This is a genomic window from Hyphobacterium marinum, from assembly GCF_036330325.1.
Lineage (GTDB): Bacteria > Pseudomonadota > Alphaproteobacteria > Caulobacterales > Maricaulaceae > Hyphobacterium > Hyphobacterium marinum.
The window spans coordinates 82,512-107,828 of record NZ_JAZDRO010000004.1 but is presented as its reverse complement, the minus strand read 5'-3'; the positions used below and the strand labels follow the sequence as shown (position 1 = coordinate 107,828).

Here is a 25,317-nt window from a genome sequence, read left to right as displayed (position 1 = left end):
GCTCAAGCCACGACAAACTGATCGATCAGGACGGCGCGAACCTTGTCCTCGCCGAGCACCAGGTTGACCCGGCGCAACAACTCCAGGCGCATGCGGTAGCCACCCGCACTACCGGCCAGGTCTTCGGGGCGCATTTCGCGCAGGAAGCCCTGGAACTGGTCGATAATGCGCGGCAGTTCGTGGTCGAGCTCCTCGCTGATGTGCTCGTCGGCGATTTCCAGGTGGAAGGAAATCTGCAGGTGCGCGAATCCGCCTGACCCGTTCTGGATGGTCACCTGCATTTGCGGCACTTCATAGAAGTACACGTCTTCCGGTTCCGCGGACGCGTGATCGCTGCCATGGGCGATGGGCTGGCCGTGCTCGTCGAGCTCGGCGACTTCGTGACTCTCGTCACCGCCGCCGGTGAACAGCATCAGGGCGGCCACACCGCCCAGCCCCAGAATCACGACCGGCAGCCCGATGAAGAGCGCCAGCTTCATGAGTCCCATTTTCTTTTTCGGGGTTGCCTCGGCGTCGTCGTCCGCGCCGTCCGCCCCTTCTTCCGTTGGTTCTTCCGCCATCGGTCGCTCCGTCAAACAGGTGCCCACGATTAACGGCTGGTCCGGTTAACGAGGCGTTTGCATTCGGGCGGCAGGCGGCAAGTTTTGCCGGTCAGAGCGGAAGGGCTTGCCGGAATTCAGACCCCGCTGGGAGAGAGCGCCCCACTAACCCTCTGTTATTGAACGATATTAACCTTGGCATGCCGGGTGCAATGGCAATTGGCAAGCGCTGCAAAAGACGGCGCTGCAAAATACAAACGTTCCAGAACGGACGGATGCGCCAATGGATAACGCCCTGATGATCGGCCTGTCGCGCCAGCTCACGCTTCGTCGTGCCATGGATGTGACCGCCAACAACATCGCCAACGCCAACACACCCGGCTTCAAGGTCGAATCGCTGCTGCTGCAGAACCAGCCGGCCCGCCGCGCGGAGTCGCAGGACGGTCCGCGCGACCTTCAGTTCGTCGAGAACTGGGGCGTCGCCCGCGATTTCGGCCAGGGCCGCCTGGAATATACCGGCCGCCCGCTCGATCTCGCCTTCGAGGGTGAAGGCTTCTTCGCCGTCGAGACCGAAGGCGGTGACCTGCGCTATACCCGCGACGGGCGTTTCCGCCTTGACCAGGAAGGCCGCCTTGCCGCCACGGACGGCTCGCTGGTTCTCGATGAAGGCGGCGCGCCCATCCTCCTCGAACCCGGTGGCGGGCATATCACCGTCCAGGGCGGAGCGATCCTGCAGGATGGCAACGAAGTCGCCCGGCTCGGGGCCTACACATTTGAAAATCTCGGCGCGCTGGAGAAGACCGGCGACGGTCGCTACCGCGCGCCCGAGGGTGTCGATGCCGACCTCGCCGAAGAGATCAACATCAACCAGGGTTATGTGGAATCGTCCAACGTCCAGCAGGTGCTGGAACTGACCCGGATGATGGAAACCATGCGGGCCTACCAGTCGGTATCCCGCTTCATTCAGCAAGGTGAAGAATTGGACCGCAAGGCGATCGAACGCCTTGGCCGGGTCTAGGAGGACAGCCCATGCGATCCCTGACCACAGCCGCCACCGGCATGCTCGCCCAGCAAATGAATGTGGAGGTCATCTCCCACAATCTGGCGAACATGAACACGACTGGATACAAACGCCAGCGCGCCGAATTTCAGGACCTGCTCTACCAGAGTGTCGAGCGCATGGGGGCCAATTCCTCCGACGCCGGCACCATCGTCCCGACCGGCGTCCAGGTCGGTCTTGGCGTGCAGGCCGCCTCGGTCTACCGCATCACCGAACAGGGCAATCTCAACCAGACGGGCAATCCGTACGACCTTGCCATTTCCGGTCAGGGCTTCTTCCGGATCCAGCTGCCGTCGGGCGAGGACGCCTACACCCGCGCCGGCAATTTCGCGATCAGTCCGGACGGCCAGATCGTGACCACGGACGGCTATACGGTCGCGCCGGGCATTGCCATTCCGCAGGGCGCGCGTGACGTCGCGATCAACCAGCAAGGCCAGGTGCAGGCCATCCTTGATGGTGATCCGGCGCCGCAGATCGTCGGCCAGATCGAGCTTGTCACCTTCTTCAACCAGGCCGGCATGGAAGCCATCGGCGACAATCTTTACCTGGAAAGCGCGGCATCGGGTTCCCCGACCGCCGGCACGCCAGGTTCGACCGGGTTCGGCATCATCCGCCAGGGCTTTGTCGAGACCTCGAACGTCAACGCGGTCGCCGAGATCACCAATCTGATCCAGGCGCAGCGGGCGTATGAAATGAATGCCCGTGTCATAACCGCGTCCGACGAGATGCTCGCCGCCTCCTCGAACCTCCGCTAGCGCAAGGTGATCACCATGATCCGCTCGACTCTCCTTGTTCTCGCCGCGGCCTCGGCGCTGGCGCTCGCGCCGCGCGCAGACGCCAACGAGCCGGTCGTCCTGCGCGACAGCGTCAGCGTCACCGGCGAGACGGTCACGCTCGGCGACCTCTTCGACGTCGCGGGCGAGACCGGTGCCGTCATGGTCTCGCGCAGCCCGGAACCGGGTCAGCGCGGCTCCATCGATCCGCACTATGTGCGCACGCTTGCGGCCCGCCATGGTCTCGCCTGGGCGAACGCCACGGGACTGCGCCGGATCACCGTCACACGGGCCAGCCGCACCATTGATTCCCAGACGCTGCACGACCTCATCGAGGGCGAGCTTTATGCCCGCGAGGGACGCAGCTATGCACTGCAGATCAACGGCACGGCCCTGATCCACGCCCCAGCGGACTCGACCGGCCTGCCGCGGTTGGGCAATTTCCAGCACGATACGCGCACCGGTCTCTTCGCCGCCGAAGTCCTGACCCATGACGGGGCCGAGCCGGTTCGCATCAGCGGGCGGGCGCATGCCACCGCAGACGTCCCGGTCCTCGCCCGGCCAATCCCGGCTGGCGAGGTGATCACCGAAGCCGATATCGATTGGATCTCGACCCGCGCCGACCGTATCCGCGCCGATGCCGTTCTGAATGCCGACGCCATCGCCGGACAGGAGGCGCGCCGCGCCCTGCGCCCGGGCGAACCCTTGCGCGCTTATGATCTGCGCGCGCCGGTCGTTATCTCGCGCGGCGAGATCGTCAGCCTCGTCTTCACCGCACCGGGGATCAGCCTGAATGCCCGCGCCCGGGCGCTGGAAGACGCAGGTGCCGACGAGATCATCCGCTTCGTCAATCTGCAGTCGAACCGCACCGTGGAAGCCATGGTCGAGGGCCCGGGCCGCGCCCGCGTCGTCGCCTCCGGCGGCCCGTCCTGAACCCGATAGCGACAAGGAAACCCACGCCATGACACGATCCGTCCTCGCTCTTATCGCCGCCGGTGTGCTCGCCTCGGCCTGCTCGACCACGGACCGGCTCGCCTCGGTCGGCTCCACGCCCGATCTGACGCCGATCCAGAATCCGGCGCTCTATGCCGGTGCGCCTGCCTACGCCCAGTCGCCAGCCTATTACCCGCCGCAATCGCCCCAGGCGCAGGTTCAGCAACAGGCCTGGCAGGCCCCGCAACAACAGCCCTATCAGCAGCCCCAGGCCCAGCCTTACCCGGCTTCGGCCGCCTATTCGGCGGCATCGTATGAAGCCACCCCGACAAACTCGCTCTGGGCTCCCGGCGCGCGCACCTTCTTCGGCGATCCGCGCGCCTCGCGGCCCGGCGACATCCTGACGGTCAATATCAATATCTCGGACTCCGCGCAGGTTCAGAACACGACCAACCGCTCGCGTACCGCGACGGAAAACAGTAATCTGACCAACTTCCTGGGCGGGGAAGCGGCCCTCTCCTCCTTCTTCAATGACGCGATCGACCCGGCCTCGCTGACGAGTTTCGGCTCGAACGGCTCGCACGCCGGAACGGGCCTCGTGAACCGGCAGGAGACGATCAATCTCTCGGTCGCGGCGGTCGTCGCCCAGACACTGCCCAACGGCAATCTCGCGATCACCGGGCGACAGGAAGTGCGGATCAACAACGAGATCCGCGAACTCCTCATCTCCGGCGTCGTGCGCCCCGAGGACATCGCCTCGGACAATACGATCCGGCACACCCAGATCGCCGAAGCGCGCATCTCATACGGCGGACGCGGGCATATCTCCGACGTCCAGCGCCCGCGCATCGGACAGGAAATCTACGACATTCTCTGGCCGTTCTGATCGAACGACCCAGAGCAAAAGCCCACCACCCAGTGGCGCACCTCGGCCCCTGCAGCCTCGGCTGCAGGGGTATTTTTTTGGGTTTTGTGGGCCTGCCAGCCGGTGCGCGCATCCCCCCTCACCCTCCCCGCTAGCGCGGGTCCCCTCCCTCTCCCTCAAGGGAGAGGGTGGCGCGATAGCGCCGGGTGAGGGGTCTTGAACAACACCTCCAACCCCGCACCCGTTGCCGGGCGCGAAGGCGAAAAGGGAGAGAGGGCGCGGGAGGCAAGCCTCGGGGCCGTCATCGAAACTTTTTATTGGGTGGCCCGCAAAGGCCTCCCGCGCGGAGATGATTTAACAGCCGGTCGGGCACGTCTTAAGGCTCAGTTGATTTCCGCCAGCCCGCCGCATCGTGCCGCCCCGGTACTCTGGAACGGCGGCCGGGTCCGGTTTCCATCGCGTCATAGACGGCCGGGGGCCTCGACGATGGACCTTTACCGCGGAAGCGATGCTGCAAGGATGTCCCGTCCGCGACCGTTTCCAGCCGCGTCGCACCATCCTGCCGCTCTTTTGCCCGGCGGTTCGTTAGTCCGCCGAACTCGAGGCATCTCCCCTCACCGGCCGGACACATCAGACGGCTGCAGCCCGCCTCTCTCCTCCCGGTGAGGTCAGGGGAGTATGGGGGTAACGGGAGGGGGTGGGGATAAGTGAGTGTTGGAATCTTCCTTTCCCTGAGGGGAGAGGTGCCGAGCGAATGCGAGGCGGAGAGGGTGGGAAACATCAAACGCTTAGAGCCCCCCACCCCTTCCGTCTGACGCTTCCGCGTCAGCCACCTTCCCCCTCAAGGGGAAGGAGAAAGGTGCTCCGGCGTCATGCCCCGATTTATTCGGGGCATCTCGAAAGAAATATCCCCCGGACAAGCCGGGGGATGACGCGCTTAGTCTGTTTTTCCGGCGGAAGCCGGGATCCAGAATACGGGGAAGACTGGACCCCGACTTGCGTCGGGGAAACGCAGATCAATCGTCCCGGTGGACCCGCTCGTTGCGCTCGTGGCGTTCCTGGGCTTCGAGGCTGAGGGTCGCGACCGGGCGGGCGTCGAGGCGGGCGACGCCAATCGGCTCGCCGGTTTCCTCGCAATAGCCGTACGTGCCCTCGTCGATGCGGCGCAGGGCCGAATCGATTTTCGAGACCAGCTTGCGCTGACGGTCGCGTGCGCGAAGCTCGAGGGAGCGGTCGGTTTCGTTCGAGGCGCGGTCGGCCATGTCGGGCAAAGTGCCCATGTCTTCCTGGAGAAGTTCCAGCGTCGACTTGCTTTCCGCGATGATTTCTTCCTTCCACGCCAGCAGTTTGCGGCGGAAGTACTCTTTCTGGCGCTCGTTCATGAAGGGTTCGTCGGCGCTCGGTGAATAGCCGGCCGGCAGTTCGATCCGGGACTCGGTGGCTTCGGACTTCTTACCCATGACACACTCCCCTTATGGCCCCCTCGCAAAGGCGGGCCGGTATTGACTCATCGAAGGCGGCAAGTCAACGCAGGGCTGCTGTCGCTCACGGCATTGTCACGCCGCCGAATTATTGTTTGATTTCCGGTGCCTAGCCTTGCGTGTCAGGCGCGAAGCTTGGCGAGCTCGACCGCGGCGCGCACTTCGACCTCGTCCAGCGCGGCTTCCAGGCCCGGCTCGTTGGTCGCCTCGCGGCGCGAGCGCAGGAGATCCATCAGCGCGACCAGCCTGGACTGCGGGATGCCGCCTTCCAGCAGGGCGAGCTTGAGATCATCGAGCACGTCGAGCATGGAGAGGGCGCGGCCCGTCGCCTGCTTCTTGGCTTCCTTGAAGTCACCGACCGACTGCAGCGCCAGGATGGCGTCAACCGACGAGACGCCGGATGCCCCCGACGTACCGGCCGCCGGTGCGGCAGCCCGCTGGCCAGAGGCACTCCCGACGGAAAACCCGTCCGCGCCGCCACCCGCGCCCGGCTTGCGGCGGGCGGATTGCGTTGACTGTGTCGAGCGGGGTCCGGTGACTTTCATCGGGTACGACTCTTAGCGGCAACAGGGTTAACGGCAAGTTCAACGCCAAATTCCGGTGCGCCGCGTTAACAAGCCTTTAAACGCTGCGCCGCGACGCGGCAGAAATTGCCGCTTGCGGGTCTGCAGGGCATTTCTGCCTATCGGACCCGAAAGACTGTTTGCGGTATGCTATTGTTTTTAATGTGATATTGCCCTCATGCGCGTGGCATGCATCTGGCAACGGGATTGGCAAACACCAACCGGAGAAGCCCGGACATGCGCGCCAGACCCTACACTTTCGCCATTCTTGCTGCCCTCGCCGGTCTGCTCCTGCTGGCGACGCCCGTCGAGGCGAATTCGCGGATCAAGGACATTACCGACGTCGAGGGCGTGCGCGAGAACCAGCTCGTCGGTTACGGCCTCGTCGTCGGTCTGGACGGGTCGGGCGACAGCCTGCGTAACGCGGCCTTCACCCGCCAGTCGCTGTCGGCGATGCTGGAACGGTTCGACGTCAATACGCGCGATGCGACGCTCAACACCCGCAATACCGCCGCCGTCATCATCACCGCCCACCTGCCGGCCTTCGCGACGCAAGGCTCACGCGCCGACGTCACGGTTTCCGCCATCGGCGATGCGGACTCGCTGCAGGGCGGCACGCTGATCGCCACGGCGCTGATCGGCGCGGACGGTCAGGTCTATGCCGTCGCGCAGGGCCAGGTTGCCGTCGGTGGCTTCCAGGCACAGGGCGATGCGGCGAGCGTGACGCGCGGCGTGCCAACTTCCGGCCGGATTGCCAACGGCGCGCTCATTGAGCGCGAACTGCGCTTCGACCTCGCCAACCGCTCGGCCATCCGCCTGGCGCTGCGCAATCCCGACTTCACCACCGCCACCCGTACCGCCGACAGCATTAACGCCTATCTCGGCACTGATGCCGCCCGCGCCGCCGACCCCGCCACGGTCGTCCTCACCCGCCCCGACTTCTACACCGGCGACATGGTCGCCCTGCTCTCCGAGATCGAGCAGCTGCGCGTCGAGCCGGACCTGCCCGCCCGCGTCGTCATCGACGAGGCGACGGGCACGATCGTCATGGGCGAGAATGTACGCGTCTCCACCGTCGCCATTGCGCAGGGCAACCTGACCATCTCGGTCACCGAAAGCCCGATTGCCAGCCAGCCCAACCCGTTTGCACGCGAAGGCGAGACCGAGGTCCTGCCGCGCACCAATGTGCAGGTCACCGAGGACGCCGCCCAGCTCGGCGTTCTCGATACCGGCGTGTCGCTGAGTGATCTCGTCGATGGTCTCAACGCACTTGGCGTCTCGCCGCGCGACATGATTGCCATCCTGCAATCGATCAAGGCGGCCGGCGCGCTGCAGGCCGAGATCGAGGTGCTGTAGACATGGACGGCCTCCTCTCCCCCGACCTGCAGATGTCCGCCGCGCTGTCCGGCGCGAATTCACGCCGCGAGCCGTCGCTGCGGCAGGTTTCGGGTGAGGCCGAAGCGCGCGAGGTCGCGGAAGAATTTGAAGCCTTCTTCCTGTCGCAAATGGTCGAGGCGATGTTCGCCGGGGTCGGCGAGGACAATCCGTTTGATGGCGGGGCGGGCGAGCGCGCCTTCCGCGGCATGCTGAACGAGGAATATGCGCGGGTCATGGCCGGCAGCGGCGGCGTGGGCCTCGCTGACAATCTCACCGCCGAAATCCTGCGCTACCAGGAAGCCGGAGACACCGCATGAGCACGCTTGCCGCCGATACGCCCGACGCGCTGGCTCGTGAGCTGACGCGGCTGACCGAGCGCCTGACCGGCCTGTTGCAGCGCGAGACGCAACTCTTCGAGGCGCGCCGTCCGCTGGAGACCGAAAGTTTCCAGGGCGAGAAATCGCGTCTCGCCACCCTCTACCGGCGCGAGATTGCCGCGGTGAAATCCGACCCGTCCCGTCTTGAAGGTGCGGACGCAGGTACCAAATCCGCCCTCAAGGCCGCGACCGAACGCTTTACCGAGGCGCTGGCCGCAAACGGCCGCGCCGTCGATGCGCTGCGCCTCCTGACCGAAGGTGTCGTGAAAGCCGTCGCCGACGAGGCTGCGAAACAGCGCGACACGTTGTCGGGTTATGGCCCGGGTGCCGCGTCTGCAGCCCGCAAGGATACCCGCGCGCCATCGATTGCGGTGAACCGGTCGGCTTGAATCCAAAATTCTGCTGGCAAGGTATGTCCAAGCCTTCCCATCCTTCGAGGCCCGCTTCGCGGGCACCTCAGGATGAGGGGTTTGAATGCGCCATCATTCCTCATGCTGAGGTGCTTTCCGCAAGGAAAGCCTCGACGCACGCTATCCTACCCGCCCTGCAGGCGTGAGAGGCCGGCCGCGTAGTTGGCGTATTGCGCCTGGATGTGGGCCGGGACGGTACCGCCCTGCTTGCCCTTGCCGCCCTCAAGCAGGTCCTTGACCGCCTGGGGCGTCGTCAGGTCGCGATAGGCGCGCTGGATCACCGTCATGGCATTCTCCAGCGACTTGAAAGCCGCAGCGGCTCGGTCGCGGCTGGTCAGCGACATCACCGTCGGCAGTTCCATCGCAAAGAGCGGCGGCGCATCGGATGTCTTGTCCTTGTCGAGGAGCGAGGTGGTCTTGGTCACCGCGCCTGCGGGCAGGCCGAGACCGGAGAGCGCGTCGCGGCCCTCGGCCCCGGCGAAGAATTCGATCGTGGTGCCAACCTTCGGCGTGATGCGCAGACGGTCGCCTTCGGTGGAACGGCGGACGTCAGCGGTTCCGTCGAGCAGGAGTGCGGCGTTAATCTTGAAGGTCAGCGAACGCATCGTATCGCCCGCCTCGATGGTGATCTTCTTGCGGCGGCCATCATTGACCGAGAGGTAGAAATGGTCGCCCGCGCGCACTGCCGAGCGATCTGTGACGACGCGCGTATCAGAATAGGTGACCGCGCCACGCGGCAGGCCCAGCGCGTCGAGCACGCTGTCGCCGCCGGCGTCGACGGCAATCCCGGCGGCTTCGGACAGACCACCGCGCCCTGAAACCTGTGTTGCCCAGTCGAGGGCACCGGTGGTGGCATCAAGCTGCGCGGCAAAGGCATTGCGCGAGCCGTTGAGTGTCGCGCCGGGCAGTTCGCCCGTCGTCTTGCCGGCTAGATAGACTTTCCCGCCCGAGACCGTGACGCCATTGGCGCTGTCGTCGGCGTCGGACCCCAGGAAGGTCGTATAGGCAATGCTTGATGCCGGACCGTCGCTCAGCTTGACCAACATGGCATCACGGCCACCGGAATTGGCGGTCACCGGTGCGCTGGGCGCGAAAGCCGCTCCGGCGGCACCGGCGAGGTAAATGTCGGTCCCGTCGACCGCGAGGCCTCCGATGCGGCCGCCGTCCAGATCGCCCAGGTCCTGCTCCCAGATCGCGGCGCTACTGCCGTCGCCCGAAGCGTATTTGCGCAGGATGGCGCGGCCGTCCTCATTGCTGGCAACCAACAGTCCGCCATCATCCGCGACCGCAATCGCCGAGGCGCGTTCATCGCCTGCGGCACCGACGCGCCGCGTGAACTGAACCGCGCCGTCACTGCCAATGGCGCGGACATAGCCGTCATAGCTGCCGCCCTGGTGGGCCTGGTTCCCGAACCCGCTGGCGGCCTCGCCCGCGACATAGATCGTGCCGTCTGAGGCCACCGCAACCGAATTGACCCGGTCTGCCGCACTGCCGCCGAAGCGCTGCACCCATTGCTCGACCCCGGCGCTGTCATACTTGACGACAAGGCTGTCATCACCGCCCAGCGCGGTGGTGGTGCCCAGCGCGCCGCTGACCGATCCCGCGACGATGACATTGCCATCACCATCAACCGCGATGGAGGCCCCGGAGGCTTCGCCCGCGGCCCCGAGCGTGCGGGTCCAGACCAGCTTGCCGGTGGAATCGTGCTTTTGCAGGACGAGGTCGGCCTCGCCCTTGATGATCTGCCCGTCGACATTCGATCCCGTCGTGCCAACCGTGTAGACGCCGCCATCAGCCGAGACGGCCGTGGCACTGATGGTGAAGGGATTGGCCTCGGTGGAGGTCTTGGTCTCGCCGTCATCCTTGACGGTTTCGACCTCATCGCTGGCGGCCTCGATGCGGCGGGAAAAGCCGGTCTCCGGCGCGGCAGCGGTATCGGTGAGTTTCACGATCTGGCCTGCCGCGCCGTCGCCAATGCCCGACACGCCGGCGATGTAGACCGCCGGTGCGCCACTGGCGGCGGAGAAGCTGATCTGTTCGGTCAGGACGCCGGAAATCTTGAAACCGAAATCATTGCCCTGGACGATGCCGTTCTCGTCCTTCTCGCCGATCTTGACCCGCGAGATGGTCGAAATCACTCCGGCAGCGTCGAGCTCGGCGTTGATGTGGGCGGCGATGTTGTCGAGATTGCGGACCGTCGCGCCCATGTCGGCAAGATCGATATTCACGTCGGTCGTCACACCCGACTTCTTCACTGATACCGTGAACTGCACATCGCCCGTGAGGCTGGCCACCTCGGCGTCGAATTCACCGGAATGGACGATGCCGGTCGTGTATTCCGACACGCCGCGATGAATGGCGACATCACTTTCGGCCTTGGTCAGCTTCTCGCCCTTCAGAAGCGTCAGCGACTGCAAATCCATGCCCTGCAGGAACTCGTCGAGCTGGGCCACGCCTTCGGCGAAGCGGCGGTCCAGGAAGGCGCGGCGCGTGTCGGTCGTGGTCTTTTCCTGCGCTTCGGCGGCGAGCGAGAACAGGCCGCGCATGCCGGTATGCAGGCCAAACAGCGTCTTGTGATCATCCGGCGCGTCGAGCTTTGAGAAATCGGCCAGTGTTGAGTCGAAAAATTTCCCATTGGCCAGCACGCGGCGGGCGATATCAGCGGTCGAGGTGATGTCGCCGCGCACGTCCCAGGGAGCCAGGACGTCGCTCTTCTGGGTATTGAATGTACCGGCGGACGCGCCGGAGGGTTGCGGCGACAGTCCGGCCAGCCGCACGGCATTGCGCGACTGGTACCAGCCCGACAGGGCGGAGAGATCGAAACCGACGATGTCCACGTGCGGACGCAGCCCTTCCATTATCCGGCCCGTTTATCGCCCGCGAGCGGTGAGGAATTCGTTTATTTTCGTGGTGAATCGGAAGGGGTTTCGTGTGCTTGCTATAGCGCTCTCCTTCCCCTTGAGGGGGAAGGTGGCTGACGCGCAGCGTCAGACGGAAGGGGTGGGTTGCCCCTACCGCTGGCGTTTGCCACCCCACCCTGGCCCTCCCCTCAAGGTGAGGGAATGCGCGCCATACTCCCTCCCCCGCCGGGGGAGGGTTGGGGTGGGGCAAATGCTGACGCCCTCTAAGCCGCCAGGGAAAACCGGACCGGCTCGGTGTTGATGTCCGCAGCGCGGATTTCCGGAGCCTCTGCCACATGCATCGCATTCAGGCGCACCAGGTCCGGGCGGCGCAGGCAGAGCGCGGCGAGTTCGGCGGCGGTGATAGTGGCCGCGGCTTCGCCGAGATCGGCATAGACGGCAGCGCAGAAATCGAGATCCTCGGCATTCTCCAGCGACCAGCGCAGGCGCTCGAACCCACCGCCAGGGCCGACGAGGCAAGCCTTGCGCAAGTCGTTTCGCGCCCGCATCCAGGAGGTGACCCGCCCCCGGTCTTCGGGCGCACTGGCCATCTTGTCGGCCTCGGCCAGCAATGCGCTGGAAAACACCTCGCACTGCAGACCGTGCGGGAAATGGTTGGGCATGTCGTTGCAGGCAAAGTCCGCGCCGGCCGCCGACATCAGCGCCATGACGCGATGGCAAATATCCGGGTCGATAAAGGGGTGGTCGCCAGTGACGCGCAATATGTGATCGGCCCCGGTCTCGCGCGCAGCGCGGGCATAGCGCGCGAGCACGTCGTCCTCAGGACCACGCACGACGAGATAGCCGGCGTCAGAGGCTTCCTCGGCGAGTTCGTCATTGGCTTCGTTCGACGGCACGGCGACGGCGACATAGTCGATATCGGGAATGCGCGCGCAGCGATCCAGGCAACGCAGGATGGCGCTGGAAAAACCCAGAGGTTCGAGGATTTTCGCGGGCAAGCGGGTTGAGCCCATTCGGGCCTGCACGATGACTGCGAGCGTCATGGCGATCCCCTCCCCTGATGCTGAAGAGGATCGCGTGAACGCGCTTAAGGAGACGTTAAGGCGAATCGGCCGGTCAGCCCGCAGCGAAAAGAATCCAGCGCAACAGGTAAGAGACCGCGCCCACGACGATCAGCCCGGTGAGCCAGAGCGCCGCAAACCAGATCAGCCGCTTGCCAATCCGTGGTGTCGCACGGTCAGTGATAGGAGCCTCCTGTCGCCTTGCCCCTGAACAGCCAGTACACATAGCCGGTATATCCCAGGATCAGCGGCAAGAGCACAACCGTTCCGGCCAGCATCAGCCCCAGGGCATTGTCCCGGGCGGCAGCCTCTACGTAGGTGATGTCGAACGGCACGACATTGGGAAAGAGGCTGATTGCCAGCCCTGCAAATCCGGACAGGTAGAGCACCACAGCCGCCAGATAGGGCGCGAGATCAGGGCCTTTGCGCGCCCAGAGAAACACTCCGGTAGCGGCGATAGCTGCGGCCAGGGGCGCGGGTGACACGAGGAGAAACTGGCCGATATCAAACCCGCCTGAAAGACTGATGCCCCAGCGCGCCGTAATGTCCGGATTGACGAACAGCGTCGCAATACTGACGGCGGCCATCAGGCCCGACACGGCAAGGATGAGGCGCATGGCCCAGCGTCGGGCACGGGCCTGCAAGTCTCCCTTGGCTTTGAAAATCAGCCAGCACGCTCCGAGCAAGGCATAGCCGGTGACGAGACCTGCCGCTATCAGCGCACCATAAGGCGAGACCCAGTCAAACCCGCCTCCAGCGAAAGACCGGCCGTCGACCGTCACGCCCTGCAAGAAGCCGCCAAGGATGAACCCTTGAGCGACTGCGGCGATCATCGACCCCGCGGAAAAGGCAAGTGTCCACCATTTGCGCCCCGACTTGCGCCCGTGGGCCCGGAACTCGAACGCGACGCCGCGGAAGATCAAAGCGGTCAACATGACCCCGATCGGCAAGTAGAGCGCCGGCATCAGAATGGCGTAGGCCAGTGGAAAAGCCGCGAAAAGCCCGCCACCCCCCAGAACCAGCCAGGTTTCGTTTCCGTCCCAGACGGGGGCGATGGAATTGACCATCACATCGCGCTCTTCAGGGCTTGCAAACGGAAACAGTATGCCGACGCCGAGATCAAAGCCGTCCAGGAGGACATAAAGTGCGACGGCAGTGGCAATGAGTCCGGCCCAGATGAGGGGAAGGTCAACGCTCATGTCGGTTCTCCGGTCAGATCCAGGCCAACCCCGGGCGTGTCCTTGTCCGGGGGTTGCTCGGCGCTGTCCGGACCCTTGTGAAGGACGCGCAGGATGTAGAGCGCACCGGCGCTGAAAATGATCGCGTAGACAATCATGAAAACGAGCAGTGATGCAGCAACCTGCGCGCCATCCACGGGAGAGACCGCGTCAGCCGTTCTCAGCGCCCCATAGACCACAAAAGGCTGGCGCCCGACTTCCGCTGTGATCCAGCCAGCCAGCACGGCGATGAAGCCGGACGGTCCCATGGCCAGTGCGAACCATTGGAAGAGACGCGAGGTGCGGATCTTGCCGCGCCACCACAGGAAGCCCCCCCATGCGCCCAGCACCAGCATCAGAATGCCGAGCCCGACCATGATACGGAAAGACCAGAAGACGATGGCCACCGGCGGACGGTCCTCCGCAGCGAAGGCGTCCAGCCCTTCCAGCTCGGCGGACGTGTCGCCGGCCACGACCCAACTTCCGAGTGCCGGTATCGACACCTCGAAATGGTTGGTTTCGGCATCCTGATCGGGAAGCGCAAAGAGGTGCGTTGGCTGACCGGCTCGGGTTTCCCACCAACCTTCCATGGCGGCGACCTTGGCGGGCTGGTACTCGTGCGCCACCACCCCGCTTTCATGGCCAATGAGGATCTGCAGAGGCGCGAGCAGAGCGATCGTGAAGATGGCCATGCGCGCCATCACTTTGACCTCGCCCGTTGCCCTTCGCACCAGCATCAGCCAGGCGGCACTGGCCAGCACGACCAGCGCCGTTGTGAGATAAGCGGCCGCGACCATATGGGCAAAACGCGACGGGAAGGACGGGTTGAAAATGACGGCAAGCCAGTCGGTCGCGACAAACAGACCATCCTCGACCGTGTAGCCTGCGGGCGTCTGCATCCAGGAATTGGCCGACAGTATCCAGAAAGCGGAAATCAGCGTGCCCACCGCCACAAAACAGGTGGCGGTGAAATGCAAACGCGGACCGACCAGCTTCCAGCCGAACAGCATGATCCCGAGGAAAGAAGCTTCGAGGAAAAAGGCGGTCAGGACCTCATAGCCGAAAAGCGGCCCGAGAACGCTGCCCGTCATGTCGGCAAAGACCGACCAGTTGGTGCCGATCTGGTAGCTCATCACCACGCCGGACACGACACCCATGCCGAAGGCGAGCGCGAACACTTTCACCCAAAAGAAAAACAGGTTGAGGAAAACCTGCCGCTTCGTGAACAGGTAAAGCCCTTCCAGGACCGCCAGAAAACTCGCCAATCCGATGGTGAAAGCCGGGAAGATAATGTGGAACCCAATGGTAAAGGCAAACTGCAATCGCGACAGCAATAGAGCGTCAAATTCCATCGGTGACTCCCGGTCTCTGCATTGAAACCTAACGCAATTGCATCCGGATTGCCTGCGGCACCGGGCCGCGCGCCTAAACGCCGCGTTAACCGGCGCAGGCCAAGCGTTAAGGTCGATTTACGATTCGGCGGACGGGACGCATGACCTCAATCGCAACCGATTCCATGGACGGGCTCTTTGCCGGGCGCGATTTCCGCGCGCCGCGTATCGACCTCAATGGCAAGACGATCCTGATCACCGGCGGGACGGGCAGTTTCGGCCGCCGCTTCGTGAAAACCGTGTGTGCCGAATACACGCCGAAGAAGCTGATCATCTTCTCGCGCGACGAGCTGAAACAGTACGAGATGGCGCAGGATTTCCCGCCGTCGAAATGGCCTTTCCTGCGCTATTTCATCGGCGATATCCGCGACGAGACGCGGCTCGACATGGCGATGCGCGACGTTGATATCGTTATCCACGCCGCCGCGCTCAAACATGTCCCGATCGCCGAATACAATCCGTTCGAGTGCATCAAGACCAATGTCATCGGTGCCGAAAACGTTGTGCGCGCCGCGATCAAACGCGGTGTGAAACGGGTGTGCGCCCTGTCGACCGACAAGGCAGCGAGCCCGATCAATCTCTACGGTGCCTCGAAGCTGGCATCCGACAAGATCTTCACCGCCGCCCAGCATATGGGCGGGCGCGACGGGCCGAAATTCTGCGTCGTACGCTATGGTAATGTCGTCGGCTCGCGCGGCTCGGTCATTCCCTTCTTCCGCAAGCTGATCGACGAAGGCGCAGAGAGCCTGCCGATTACTGACGCGCGCATGACACGCTTCTGGATCACGCTCGACCAGGGCGTGAACCTCGTCCTGTCGAGCCTGGAAATGGCACGCGGCGGGGAAACCTTCGTCCCGAAAATCCCCTCCATGTCGACGGTCGACCTTGCCCGGTCCATGGCCCCGGACCTGCCGCACACGATTGTCGGCATCCGGCCCGGCGAGAAGTTGCACGAGACGATGATCCCGGCTGACGATGCGCGCCAGACGGTCGAATTCGAGGATCGCTACGCCATCCTGCCGGCCTTTGATGGCGAGCTGCGCGCGCGCTATCTCACTGAAGGGGCAAAGGCCTGTCCCGAGGACTTCGCCTATTCCTCGGACAATAATCCGGAAAAGCTTGATGCGCGGTCCCTGCAAACGCTGCTCGGCGAAAAGCTGAAACAGCTGACAGCGTGAGCGCGCCCGGCCTCACCCTGCCCGACCGGGCCGCGTTCCAGGCCAACGGATATGCGCGGATTTCCGGCCCGGCCATTGCCGATCTGAAAGCCCAGCTCGAGACCGCCATGCTGGGTGCTGCGCGGCTGGCCGCGAAACGCCTGCTACCCGAAGACCTGTATCGCGGCGCGCCGGACACGGATTGCCTCGAAACGCTGATCGCCTGGCTGCACCGCGTGGAGAGCGGCAATGCGGTCACGCGCGCGCTCTACGAGGTTTTTCCGACCCTGCCTGCCGTGATCGCATCCATTGACCATCCGGCCCTGAGAGCCGCGTGTGACTGGGCGGGCCTCGAAGCGCCTTCGGCAGGTACGCTGCCGCTGGTCCGGTTGGACCGGCCCGGCGATACGCGCTTCGCGACGCCGGCACACCAGGATTACTGGTATTCCATGCTCAGCCCCAATGCGGTGACACTGTGGCTGCCGCTTTGCACCATCAACGACGACATCGGTCCTTTGCTTGCCGTGCCGGGCAGTCACGCCGGCGGGCTGAAACCCTTCCGTCCGCACGAGACCGGCCATGAATGGTATGAGGCGGCAGACGCCGTGCCGGACGGGGACTTCGTGCCGCTGCCCATGGCCCGCGACGAGATCCTCATCTTCAACCAGGCGCTCCTGCACAAGAGCGGCGCGAACCGGTCGGACCGGGTACGGATTTCCGTCCAGTTCCGGTTCAACGATCTGGCCACTGCCGAGCGCCTGACCGCGACCTATACACCCTCGCTCTCCCGTTACGTTCTCGACCGCCAGGCCGAACACCTCGATGACCGAAAAGACACCCGCAACACGGCCGCTTGAGACCGCCGACTGGACGCCCGCACCCTGCGATCTTTGCGGCGGCCAAGTAACAATCCGGCTCGGCGAGCGCGCCTACACGGTGCGCGGCCGCACACGCGATTTCGAGATGAATTTCGAGGACGCGGCTTGCGCAGCGTGCGGCTTTGTCTTTGCCGCGCGTCGGCCGGACAGCGGCTTCCTCATGGCCTACTACCGCGATGCGCATATCGGCCATCGCGGCGGCGAATTGCATTTCGACGGCGAAAAGCGCCTCGCCGCCGTGGCAGAGCGCACGCCCAAGGGTGGTCGCGTCATCGAGATCGGGGCCAATGACGGGGCCTTCTGCGCCAAGCTGACCGAAATGGGTTTTGACGCCTTCGGCTTAGACCCGGTCGAAGCGGACGAGGCCGAGAGCGTCGGCAAGGGCTTTATCGGCGAAGGCAGGAGCGGCATCGCCGAGCCGCGCTCGGCCGACACGGTCGTGGCCTATTACGTGCTCGAACACGTGATCGACGCGAATGCCTGGCTCGCCGAATTGATCGATCTCCTGAAAGACGGCGGCACGCTGATCCTCGAAGTCCCCAATTACGAGACCCATCCGGGGGACTCGCTCAATCCCGAACACCTCCTGCACTTCACGCCGCGCAGTTTGCGCGAACTGCTCGTCCGCCACGGGCTGGAGCCGGAGGACGGACTGGAGGCCACTGTGCGCTACGGTCAGGCCATCGCGGCCAAGCTGGTAGACCGGGCCAAAGCCGCGCGACCGGCCGAGCCATCCGACGTCTATTTCGACGACGCCGCAGCCGCGCTCGAACGCGCGCAGGCCGCCTACAAGGTCGCGAAGGCGGAACGCACACGCCGTACGCTGGTCGCCCATGCCGCCGCCGAACTCGCCGCCGAAGCTGATCCGTCGGGAAAGGCCAGCGTCTTCGCCTGGGGCGCGAACGAATATGCCGAGCGGGTTGCGCCTTTACTGACCGAGCGCTTCGAGACCGTCCGCGTCATCGACAGGTCGGCGAGCAAGATCGGCACGCCCTTCCCCGGCCTTGATACGTCTATAGCCGGGACGGATGTCATCGCCGAGGCGGACAGGCGGATTTTCCTGCTCTGCTCACCGAACTGGAACCGACAGATCGCCGACGAGATCGCTGCGTCGGGCTGGGAGGCCCTCGCCGTCATCGATGCGGTGACGGGTGAGATACTAAGCGCACAGTAAAGGTTGGTGTTTGCGACACCTGCAATACGCACTTCCTCTCCCCCTTGGGGGAGAGGATTGAGGTGAGGGGGTCGTGCCGAAGTTGGTGCCAGCCATTTTACCAACCCCTCACCCTGCCCTCTCCCCTTGGAAAGGGGAGAGGGTTCAAAGGAGCAACTTCCCGCCTGCGCGGCCCATCGGCTTAATGGAGAACTTCGAACTACACCTTCTCCAGCAGGAACCAGGTCCCGTCGTCCGACCAGGAGAGCGGATCGCGGTGATAGAAGAAGCCGTAATCGGCAAGCTTCAGTTGGCCCTTGTAGCGGTCGAGCATTTCCCCGGCGAAATCGCGCTTGAAGAGTCGACCCTCATGGCCACGATAGTTCACCTCAACGGGGGTCGGATTGTAGTACTCGAAGAGCAGGATGTGCCGCTTGGAGGCCTTGAAGAGAACGTCATAGACCTGCGGCAGCACCTCCGGGTTGAGGTGGATCAGCACGCCACAAATCATGGTGAGGTCGTAGGTCCGTTCAGGCGTGAATTCGAGAACGGAGGTCTGCGTGATATTCGCGATGCCGAGCTCGCTCGCCTGTCTGGCTGCGCCCTCATTGATCTCGATGGCTTCCAGTTCGGTCTGCGGCGAAACCCGGTTCAGCGCGACGAGGTTGAGCCCGATATTGCATCCGACTTCAAAGGCGCTCTCAACCGGAGCGGCCTTGGCCAGCATGCGCGCCATGCAGGCGGTGCGCGCCGCAACGAGCGCCGGTTCCAGCGCACAGCGTTCGCGGTAGGCGTCGCCGAATTCCCCGGCCCAGAAGGCCTCCTGCTCGGTCTTGTAGGCCATCAAATCAGTCCTTCCATTGCGGGGCATCGAGCGCGGTTTTCAGGCGCTCGGCGAATGCCCAGTCTTCTTGCGTATCGATGTCGAGCCCGGTCCAGGGCGGCAGGCGGAAGGGGCGAAAGCGCAGTGCGCTTCGGCCGCCCTTGTCGTCTATCAGGGCGGCCGCATCGAACAGGCCGAACGCCCCCGCATCGCGGTAAGCCGGCGTGAGGTCCTGCGTGCGGTCACCGAAACGGGTTTCGTCGACCGTGCGCAACAGCCCACCTTCGTCCTCGACAAACAGCTTTTCCAGCGGCGTACCGATATCGACAACACCGAGCAGGGGCCGTGTCCGGTCGCCGTCCTCGAAAACGGTGCAGGCGGTCTGCAAGACCTCCGGCGTCAGGAAGAAGGCCGTCGCGTAGAGGAGCGCGACCGTGTCGAACACTTCGCCGCGATTGGCGTATTCGCGCACCGTCCAGCTGACGACGTCGCGGATCGGCGCGAAATCATCCGCCAGCTTCGCGTCGCGATCAAAGCCCGGCGGAAACCCGGCGAGCGCAGCCGCCTGGGCGATCTCGGCATCATCGGTCGAGACATGGATGACGTCGAAGGCTTCGCTTTCCGCCGCGGCACCCAGCACATGGGTGAAGGCGGGCTTTCCCGCAAAGTCGCGGATATTCTTGCGCGGGATGCGTTTCGAGCCGCCACGGGCGGGAATGACGGCGAGCCGGCGGGTCATGTCTTCACCCCGGAACGGAGGATGGCGAGGCTATCCGGCCCCGCATGAAGGAGCAGGTCGAGCGCGGACATATAAGGCTGGAACGCCTTGTCACTCTGGCCGTATGTCGGGTGTTCGTATTCGAAGTAAGCCAGATCGATCCCGGCCTGCGCGAAGGCATTGCTCTCATCGAGATAGGCTTTCGACCCCGGCGGCGAGAGATAGCGCGTCGCGCCATGGGCGAGGCAGAGCTCGGCCAGCCGATCGGCCTTGGCGCTGGCGACGGGCGTCCCGGAAGATCGCACGACCGGCGTTTCGATCCCGAAAGCAGAGGCCAGCCAATTGATAAGAGCGAGGTTGAGCGTGCAGAGCTGGCCGTCATGGCTTTCGAGGATCGCCGCGAAGTCCGGGAAGACGCGCGAGAAGTGCGGCGCTTTCCCGTAGGCGCTCTCGACCGTGCGCAGGAGGCTGGCGGGGAATTTCGGATCGGGGCTGATCTGAACTTCAGCAATGGTCTGGTCGCGGCGGCCCTTGGTGAGCACCGGGACGGTCAGCCAGAGCGGACCTTGCGCGGTGAGGATACGGTTGCGCTGTTGCCAGGAGCGTTTGTCGAACTGGACGTCGTCGAGAAAGACGAACAGGTCGACCCGGTCTATCAGCGCGAAATAGCCGATCCAGGGCAGGAAGGTCGGCTGCATGATGGCGACGGTTTTCCCGGCGGCTTGGGCAGCGGGCACGGCGCTCATGCCTCCACCGCCGCGCAGATGCCGTGCTCGCCATAGCCGTCGCCATTGTAGAAGACGACGCGCCGGCCCTTGTGCGGCAGGACGACAAAGTATTCGAGCATATCGCTGTCCGGCCCGCCCGGCGTGGGCTCGAGGCCCGGTCCGGCTTCGTCGCGGGTCCAGGTCAGGCCGTCGTCAGACCAGGCAATGCGGGCGCGATAGGCCTCGCCCTTGGACGCAAACCACATCACCCAGCGCGTTCCGTCATGATAGACGTAGGGGCGCGCGAGCGCGTTCTCGCCGGGAACAAAATCAATCGCGACACGGCCGTCGCGCTGCCAGTTCCGACCGTCCTGCGAAGTTGCAATCTGGATGTTGTAGCGCGGGAGATCGCGATGCACCCATTCGGTCCCGGCGACGTAGTACATGCGCCAGTTGTCGCCATCCCGCACGACCCACGGCGCGGTGTTGATGAAGGGATTGACGCGGTTGCGTTCCAGGATCGGGGCTTCTGACCAGCGTTTAAACGGGCCGTCGCCCTTGGCAATCGCCAACCCGCCATAGAGGTCCATGCGCGTCGTGCCGCCGGGCTTGAAGCCGATAAAATACATCAGCGTCTCGTCACCATCGCGGATCAGGCAGGACGGCAGAACGCCATTGTCGTCGAAACACCCCAGCCGCCCGGGCGTCAGCACCGGCTCACTGGCGCGTTCAATGACCGTCGCCGGGTCATCGAGATCAATCAGCGCCCAGCCGACATGGGACTGGTTGGCGTCATTGCGCCCGGCGAAATAGATCCGCCACAGCGAGCCCTCGATGTGGAAGGGCGTCGGCAGCATGGCGTGGGTCCGGTTCCACCACAACGATGGATCAGGTTTCACCACGAGGCCGAGCTTGCGCCACTCAGTCATCGAGCTTGAAGTAGTTGTTGCGGATTTTCCGGCCCTTCTCGTCCTCCGGGCCAAAGACTGTTGCCGGTGTGCCGAGAGCAACGGAACCGGTTTCCAGATCGCGGGTGATGCTGGCGTCCATCGCCACGAAACAATCGTCGCCAATGGTCAGGAAGTCCCGCAACGTCGCGTTCACGCCGAAGAAGCAGCGCTTTCCGATCCGGCAATGGCCCGAAACGACGATGTGGGAGGCGAAATAAGTATGATCACCGATCATCGAGCCGTGGCCGATATGATTGCCCGACCAGAGCATGACATTGTCCCCCAGGCTGACGCCCGGCTGGATGGTCTGGTTTTCCAGGACGAAACAATTCTCGCCATGGGTGAGATCCGGCCAACCCACCGATTTCGAGCAGAAATAGCTCGCCAGGGAATAGCCCGCCTCGCGCGCCTGGTTGAACTTGGCCTCGCGGATGCGGTTGAGCTTCATGTAGGAAAGCGCGACATGCATGTCGTAGCGATCCGGCGGGAAGCGCCTGATCGCTTCACTCCAGGCCACCAGCGGCAGACCATCGAAATTGTCGGCTTCGACATAGGCGTCATCGACCGTGAAGGCGGCGACTTTCCGCCCGCCGTCCTGCTCGAAATAGAAACGCGCGAGTTCGGCGATTTCCGCCGACCCGAAGATCACCAGTTCACGCTCCGCCATCGACAACCTCCCAGGTCACCGGGGTGTGGGCCGGGATATCGCGGCGCGCCCGCGCCCCGAACAGGCGCTCGAACTCGCGCGCCGGGACACCTTCGCGGGCACGGATGGCGCGGACATTGTCCTCACCCAGTTCCTCGCCCGTCTTTATATCCCGCGTCGCATAGAAGTGCCGGCGGTAGATGGGCGATTTGCCCTCGGCCGCATTCGACCCGAAGGACGGCTTGCCCACCGCCTCGAACGCCTCCCGGCAGCGTTTGACAAGGTCGGCCAGCTCGTCCGGTTCGATGGCAAAGCTGGAGTCCGGACCGCCCTCGGAGCGGTCGAGAATGAAGTGCTTTTCGACGATGGACGCCCCCAGCCCCACGGCCAGCACGGCCGCCACGGTGTCGAGCGTGTGGTCGGAGAACCCGATCGGGACCGTGAAACGCTCTCTCAAAGCCGTGATATTGGCGATGTGCGCATCGGCGAGCGGAGCCGGATAGGCGCTGACGCAATGAAGCAGCGACCAGGACGGCGCGCCGATGCGGCGCAGGAATCCCGCTGTGGCGTCGATATCGGCCAAGCTGGAGGCCCCGGTCGAAAGGATAAGCGGCTTGCCGGTCGCGGCGGCTTTCTGGATCAGCGGCCAGTCGGTCAGCTCGTTGGAGGCGATCTTGTAGGCCGGTGTATTCAGCCCCTCGAGAAGGTCGACCGCCGCCGCATCGAAAGGCGAGGAAAACACGGTGATGCCGATGTCGCGGCCATGGGCAAACAGCTTCTTGAACCAGTCATAGGGCGTGGCGGCTTCCTGATAGAGACGATGAAGGTTCCACCCCTTCCAGGTACCGGTGGTGATCTGGAATTCGGGCCGGTCGCTCGGGACGGTCAGGGAGTCCGCCGTATAGGTCTGGAATTTGACCGCATCGGCCCCGCTCGCCTTCGCCACGTCGATCATTCTCAAGGCCTTGGACAAGTCCTTGTTATGATTGCCGGAAACTTCGGCAATGATATAGGGCGGCGCACCGTCGCCGATGCGGCGTCCGTCGATCTCCAGCGCCGCGCGCGGGGTCTGATTTGCGCTGTCCATGACCGTTTTCGGCCCTGTCCTGCCTCGACTGGCGGCCAGCCTCGCGCGATTCGTCTTAACGATTACTCGCCAAGCGCCTCGCGGATTGCAGCAGCCGACCGTGCCGCGCCCTGGCCGTCGACGATCTTTCGCCCGCTCCAGGAAGAGCGCTTGCGCGCGGCCTGCGTTCCCAGCGCCGCGCCCAGCTCGCCAGCGAAATTGCGTTGCCCGGCGTCCAGCAAATAGGCCAGTCCGGCTTCGGCGAAGGGACGGTTCACCGTCCGCGTTTCTTCGTCGGGCGCAAGGATCACCGCCGGCGTGTTGCAGGCGGCGGCCTCATATTTCGTCAGGCCCGGCCCAAGGATGGCGACCGCGCTGGCGCACAACACGTCGCGCAGGCTGGACGGTGCGTCGAGCAATTCGACCTCGAGCTTGCGGCAACGCGCGGCCAGATGCGACCGCCGCTTAGTGTCGAGCCGCGGTCCAGCGATCACCGTGATGTCGAAGCGCGGCAACGTCAGGGCACCATGTGCCGCGTCCAGAGCCGTCTCGGTCAGCGCCCAGGGGTCCGATCCGCCGATGGTAATGAGCAACCGGCTCTTGCGCCCCGAAAGCTCTGGCGGCTCGTCGGCATATTCCGCACCGAGAATGGCGTATTGCGGGCCTTCAAGGCAGGACTTGCCGCTGCGCGCCGGTGTGCCCGGTGGGACGAGATAGGGCGACAGGACAAGATTGGCCTTCGGGCTATCCGTATAGGCGTTCGTACCTAACCCATCGATGACCGCGCACTTGCGGCCTTTTCGCGTCAACGCCTTGATTGACCGGGACAGTGTATCCCCGGTTCGGGCGTGGCTGACGTCGAACAGGATGCCGCCCGTGTCCGGCCAGCTTCCATCCGGTGCCACCGGATAGACCGGAAAGTCTTTCGCACCGGGCAGGTCCGGCGCATCGTCGTCCAGTAGCAGCCCGACCTCGCCCCCCGCCTCGCCCAAGGCCCGTGCGAGCGTCAGGCACCGCACGGCGTGACCCATGCCGATTTGCGGACCGAACTGGAAGCGCAGCCATATCATCAGGGTTCAAGAACCTCTTTCAATGCGGCCGCGACGAATTCGGGGTCGCCATCCTCCATGCCGGCGAACAGCGGCAGCGAGAGGCATCGCGCATAGTAGCGGGCGGCGCCGGGGGGCGTCTGGTCTCCCTGAAGTTCACGGTAATAAGGCTGCGACGGGACGGGCATGTAGTGAACCTGCGTCCCGATTCCGCGCTCGGCCAGCGCGCGCATCACATCCGCCCGTGATTTGCCGGCCGCCTCGAAATCGATGAGGACGACATAAAGATGCCAGCAAGGCTTGCAGTCCGGCATCCGCGACAGAGGCCTCGCCAACGGGGTCAGCCCGTCAAACGCCCGGTCATAGCATTCAGCCAGTTCGTGGCGGCGGGCGGCGAAGGCGTTCAGCTTGGTCAGCTGGGAGCGGCCAAGTGCGGCCTGAATGTCGGTCATCCGGTAATTCCAGCCGAGCGCGATCATCTCGTGACGCCAGGGTTCGTCCGGATCACCATCGAAGGCCTCCGGGTCACGAGTGATGCCGTGCGAGCGCAGGATGTCGATCCGTCCGGCCAGCGCCGCGTCATTGGTGGTGACCGCCCCGCCCTCCCCGCAGGCAATCGTCTTGACCGGGTGGAAGGAAAAACAGGCCGCATCGGAATGGGCGCAATTACCCACAGAACCATCGGCCGTTTCGGTCCCGAGCGCGTGGCAGGCATCCTCGACGACAAACGCACCTGCGCCGCGAGCGATGGCGGCGATTCCGGCCATGTCGGCGCACTGTCCGGCCAGGTGGACCGGCAATACGGCGCGGACAGGCCCGGACGCCCGCTTGATCGCGGCACGCAGTGTCTCGGGCGTCATAAGACCCGTGTCAGGATCGACATCGGCGAACACGTTATCTGCGCCGCAATAGCGCGCGGCATTGGCCGTCGCCATGAAGGTGATGGCCGGGACAATGCACGTATCACCGTCCCCCACGCCAAGCCCGGCGAGCGCGAGATGCAGGGCCGATGTTCCGGACGAACAGGCGCGAGCGTGGGCCGCCCCGGTCACGCCCTGCAGGGCCGCTTCAAAGGCTGGGATTTCCGGTCCCGTGGTCAGCATGTCTCCGCGCAGGACGCGATTGACGGCGGCGATATCGTCCTCGCCGATCATCTGGCGTCCATAGGGCAGAAAACGCCCGGTCATGCTGCGGCCTCACTGAACTGGCGGTCGGGTCAAGAGAATGGCGTGAGTCGGCCATGAGAAAAGACGGCACCGCCG

The 25,317-nt window shown here is 64.5% G+C and carries 25 protein-coding genes; 10 read left to right on the top strand and 15 right to left on the bottom strand.

Annotated features, from left to right (window positions below; genetic code table 11):
* Positions 1-2 precede the first annotated feature (2 nt).
* The gene (locus V0U35_RS10210) at positions 3-560 is read right to left on the bottom strand and encodes a flagellar basal body-associated FliL family protein (protein WP_330196613.1); all 558 of its coding nucleotides are present in this window, start codon (positions 558-560) and stop codon (positions 3-5) included.
* A 262-nt stretch (positions 561-822) separates the two neighbouring features.
* Here V0U35_RS10210 and V0U35_RS10205 point away from each other — a divergent pair, with 262 nt between their 5' ends.
* Genes V0U35_RS10205 through flgH form a run of 4 tightly spaced genes read left to right on the top strand, consistent with a single transcriptional unit; the run spans position 823 to position 4,191 of the window.
* Positions 823-1,557, top strand: a complete 735-nt coding sequence (locus V0U35_RS10205) for a flagellar hook-basal body complex protein (RefSeq protein WP_330196612.1) — start codon at positions 823-825, stop codon at positions 1,555-1,557.
* 11 nt (positions 1,558-1,568) lie between these two features.
* A complete protein-coding gene (gene flgG, locus V0U35_RS10200) occupies positions 1,569-2,354 on the top strand; it encodes a flagellar basal-body rod protein FlgG (RefSeq protein ID WP_330196611.1) in 786 nt (261 codons plus the stop codon).
* A 15-nt stretch (positions 2,355-2,369) separates the two neighbouring features.
* On the top strand, positions 2,370-3,305 hold the full coding sequence (gene flgA / locus V0U35_RS10195) for a flagellar basal body P-ring formation chaperone FlgA (RefSeq protein ID WP_330196610.1): 936 nt from the start codon (positions 2,370-2,372) through the stop codon (positions 3,303-3,305).
* A gap of 28 nt (positions 3,306-3,333) precedes the next feature.
* Positions 3,334-4,191 carry a flagellar basal body L-ring protein FlgH gene (gene flgH, locus V0U35_RS10190; RefSeq protein ID WP_330196609.1) on the top strand — a complete coding sequence of 286 codons (858 nt, stop codon included), beginning with the start codon at positions 3,334-3,336 and terminating at the stop codon, positions 4,189-4,191.
* 995 nt (positions 4,192-5,186) lie between these two features.
* Here the strand turns inward: flgH and dksA are convergent.
* Complete coding sequence (gene dksA / locus V0U35_RS10185) at positions 5,187-5,630, bottom strand: RNA polymerase-binding protein DksA (protein WP_330196608.1); 444 nt, start codon at positions 5,628-5,630, stop codon at positions 5,187-5,189.
* A 143-nt stretch (positions 5,631-5,773) separates the two neighbouring features.
* Complete coding sequence (locus tag V0U35_RS10180) at positions 5,774-6,196, bottom strand: flagellar assembly protein FliX (protein WP_330196607.1); 423 nt, start codon at positions 6,194-6,196, stop codon at positions 5,774-5,776.
* A gap of 255 nt (positions 6,197-6,451) precedes the next feature.
* Here V0U35_RS10180 and V0U35_RS10175 point away from each other — a divergent pair, with 255 nt between their 5' ends.
* From V0U35_RS10175 to V0U35_RS10165, 3 genes are read left to right on the top strand one after another with little or no spacing between them, the layout of a single operon-like run.
* Positions 6,452-7,570 carry a flagellar basal body P-ring protein FlgI gene (locus V0U35_RS10175; RefSeq protein WP_330196606.1) on the top strand — a complete coding sequence of 373 codons (1,119 nt, stop codon included), beginning with the start codon at positions 6,452-6,454 and terminating at the stop codon, positions 7,568-7,570.
* 2 nt (positions 7,571-7,572) lie between these two features.
* Positions 7,573-7,908: a rod-binding protein gene (locus V0U35_RS10170; protein WP_330196605.1), complete on the top strand. Its 336-nt coding sequence runs from the start codon at positions 7,573-7,575 to the stop codon at positions 7,906-7,908.
* Positions 7,905-8,357, top strand: a complete 453-nt coding sequence (locus tag V0U35_RS10165; RefSeq protein ID WP_330196604.1) for a flagellar basal-body protein FlbY — start codon at positions 7,905-7,907, stop codon at positions 8,355-8,357. Before V0U35_RS10170 ends, V0U35_RS10165 begins: the two co-directional genes overlap by 4 nt.
* Positions 8,358-8,503: 146 nt before the next feature.
* Here the strand turns inward: V0U35_RS10165 and V0U35_RS10160 are convergent, their stop codons facing one another.
* The 4 genes from V0U35_RS10160 to V0U35_RS10145 form a co-directional block, all read right to left on the bottom strand.
* A complete protein-coding gene (locus V0U35_RS10160) occupies positions 8,504-11,215 on the bottom strand; it encodes a hypothetical protein (protein ID WP_330196603.1) in 2,712 nt (903 codons plus the stop codon).
* 287 nt (positions 11,216-11,502) lie between these two features.
* Positions 11,503-12,282 carry a cytidylyltransferase domain-containing protein gene (locus tag V0U35_RS10155; RefSeq protein ID WP_330196602.1) on the bottom strand — a complete coding sequence of 260 codons (780 nt, stop codon included), beginning with the start codon at positions 12,280-12,282 and terminating at the stop codon, positions 11,503-11,505.
* 194 nt (positions 12,283-12,476) lie between these two features.
* Positions 12,477-13,499, bottom strand: coding sequence for a cytochrome d ubiquinol oxidase subunit II (gene cydB, locus V0U35_RS10150; RefSeq protein WP_330196601.1), 1,023 nt, complete (start codon positions 13,497-13,499; stop codon positions 12,477-12,479).
* The gene (locus V0U35_RS10145) at positions 13,496-14,869 is read right to left on the bottom strand and encodes a cytochrome ubiquinol oxidase subunit I (RefSeq protein WP_330196600.1); all 1,374 of its coding nucleotides are present in this window, start codon (positions 14,867-14,869) and stop codon (positions 13,496-13,498) included. The genes cydB and V0U35_RS10145 overlap by 4 nt, the downstream gene beginning before the upstream one ends.
* A gap of 140 nt (positions 14,870-15,009) precedes the next feature.
* On the opposite strand from V0U35_RS10145, the gene pseB reads away from it, so the two are divergent.
* The 3 genes from pseB to V0U35_RS10130 are packed head-to-tail and all read left to right on the top strand — an operon-like array spanning position 15,010 to position 18,117.
* Positions 15,010-16,086 carry a UDP-N-acetylglucosamine 4,6-dehydratase (inverting) gene (gene pseB / locus V0U35_RS10140; RefSeq protein WP_330196599.1) on the top strand — a complete coding sequence of 359 codons (1,077 nt, stop codon included), beginning with the start codon at positions 15,010-15,012 and terminating at the stop codon, positions 16,084-16,086.
* Positions 16,083-16,922, top strand: coding sequence for a phytanoyl-CoA dioxygenase family protein (locus V0U35_RS10135; RefSeq protein WP_330196598.1), 840 nt, complete (start codon positions 16,083-16,085; stop codon positions 16,920-16,922). The genes pseB and V0U35_RS10135 overlap by 4 nt, the downstream gene beginning before the upstream one ends.
* The gene (locus V0U35_RS10130; RefSeq protein ID WP_330196597.1) at positions 16,888-18,117 is read left to right on the top strand and encodes a class I SAM-dependent methyltransferase; all 1,230 of its coding nucleotides are present in this window, start codon (positions 16,888-16,890) and stop codon (positions 18,115-18,117) included. Before V0U35_RS10135 ends, V0U35_RS10130 begins: the two co-directional genes overlap by 35 nt.
* Before the next feature lie 199 nt (positions 18,118-18,316).
* Here the strand turns inward: V0U35_RS10130 and V0U35_RS10125 are convergent, their stop codons facing one another.
* The 8 genes from V0U35_RS10125 to pseC all read right to left on the bottom strand — a co-directional run bounded on the left by V0U35_RS10125 (position 18,317) and on the right by pseC (position 25,242).
* Positions 18,317-18,940: a pseudaminic acid biosynthesis-associated methylase gene (locus V0U35_RS10125; RefSeq protein ID WP_330196596.1), complete on the bottom strand. Its 624-nt coding sequence runs from the start codon at positions 18,938-18,940 to the stop codon at positions 18,317-18,319.
* A 4-nt stretch (positions 18,941-18,944) separates the two neighbouring features.
* Complete coding sequence (locus tag V0U35_RS10120; protein ID WP_330196595.1) at positions 18,945-19,658, bottom strand: acylneuraminate cytidylyltransferase family protein; 714 nt, start codon at positions 19,656-19,658, stop codon at positions 18,945-18,947.
* Positions 19,655-20,383, bottom strand: coding sequence for a WbqC family protein (locus V0U35_RS10115; protein ID WP_330196594.1), 729 nt, complete (start codon positions 20,381-20,383; stop codon positions 19,655-19,657). The genes V0U35_RS10120 and V0U35_RS10115 overlap by 4 nt, the downstream gene beginning before the upstream one ends.
* Complete coding sequence (locus tag V0U35_RS10110) at positions 20,380-21,273, bottom strand: glycoside hydrolase family protein (protein WP_330196593.1); 894 nt, start codon at positions 21,271-21,273, stop codon at positions 20,380-20,382. Before V0U35_RS10110 ends, V0U35_RS10115 begins: the two co-directional genes overlap by 4 nt.
* Entirely contained in the window at positions 21,266-21,961 is a 696-nt protein-coding gene (locus V0U35_RS10105) for an acetyltransferase (protein ID WP_330196592.1), read from the bottom strand. The genes V0U35_RS10110 and V0U35_RS10105 overlap by 8 nt, the downstream gene beginning before the upstream one ends.
* Positions 21,948-23,027: a pseudaminic acid synthase gene (gene pseI / locus V0U35_RS10100; protein WP_330196591.1), complete on the bottom strand. Its 1,080-nt coding sequence runs from the start codon at positions 23,025-23,027 to the stop codon at positions 21,948-21,950. The genes V0U35_RS10105 and pseI overlap by 14 nt, the downstream gene beginning before the upstream one ends.
* A gap of 62 nt (positions 23,028-23,089) precedes the next feature.
* Positions 23,090-24,076, bottom strand: a complete 987-nt coding sequence (locus V0U35_RS10095; RefSeq protein WP_330196590.1) for a hypothetical protein — start codon at positions 24,074-24,076, stop codon at positions 23,090-23,092.
* Positions 24,076-25,242, bottom strand: coding sequence for a UDP-4-amino-4,6-dideoxy-N-acetyl-beta-L-altrosamine transaminase (gene pseC, locus V0U35_RS10090; protein WP_330196589.1), 1,167 nt, complete (start codon positions 25,240-25,242; stop codon positions 24,076-24,078). Before pseC ends, V0U35_RS10095 begins: the two co-directional genes overlap by 1 nt.
* Between the last annotated feature and the right edge of the window lie 75 nt (positions 25,243-25,317).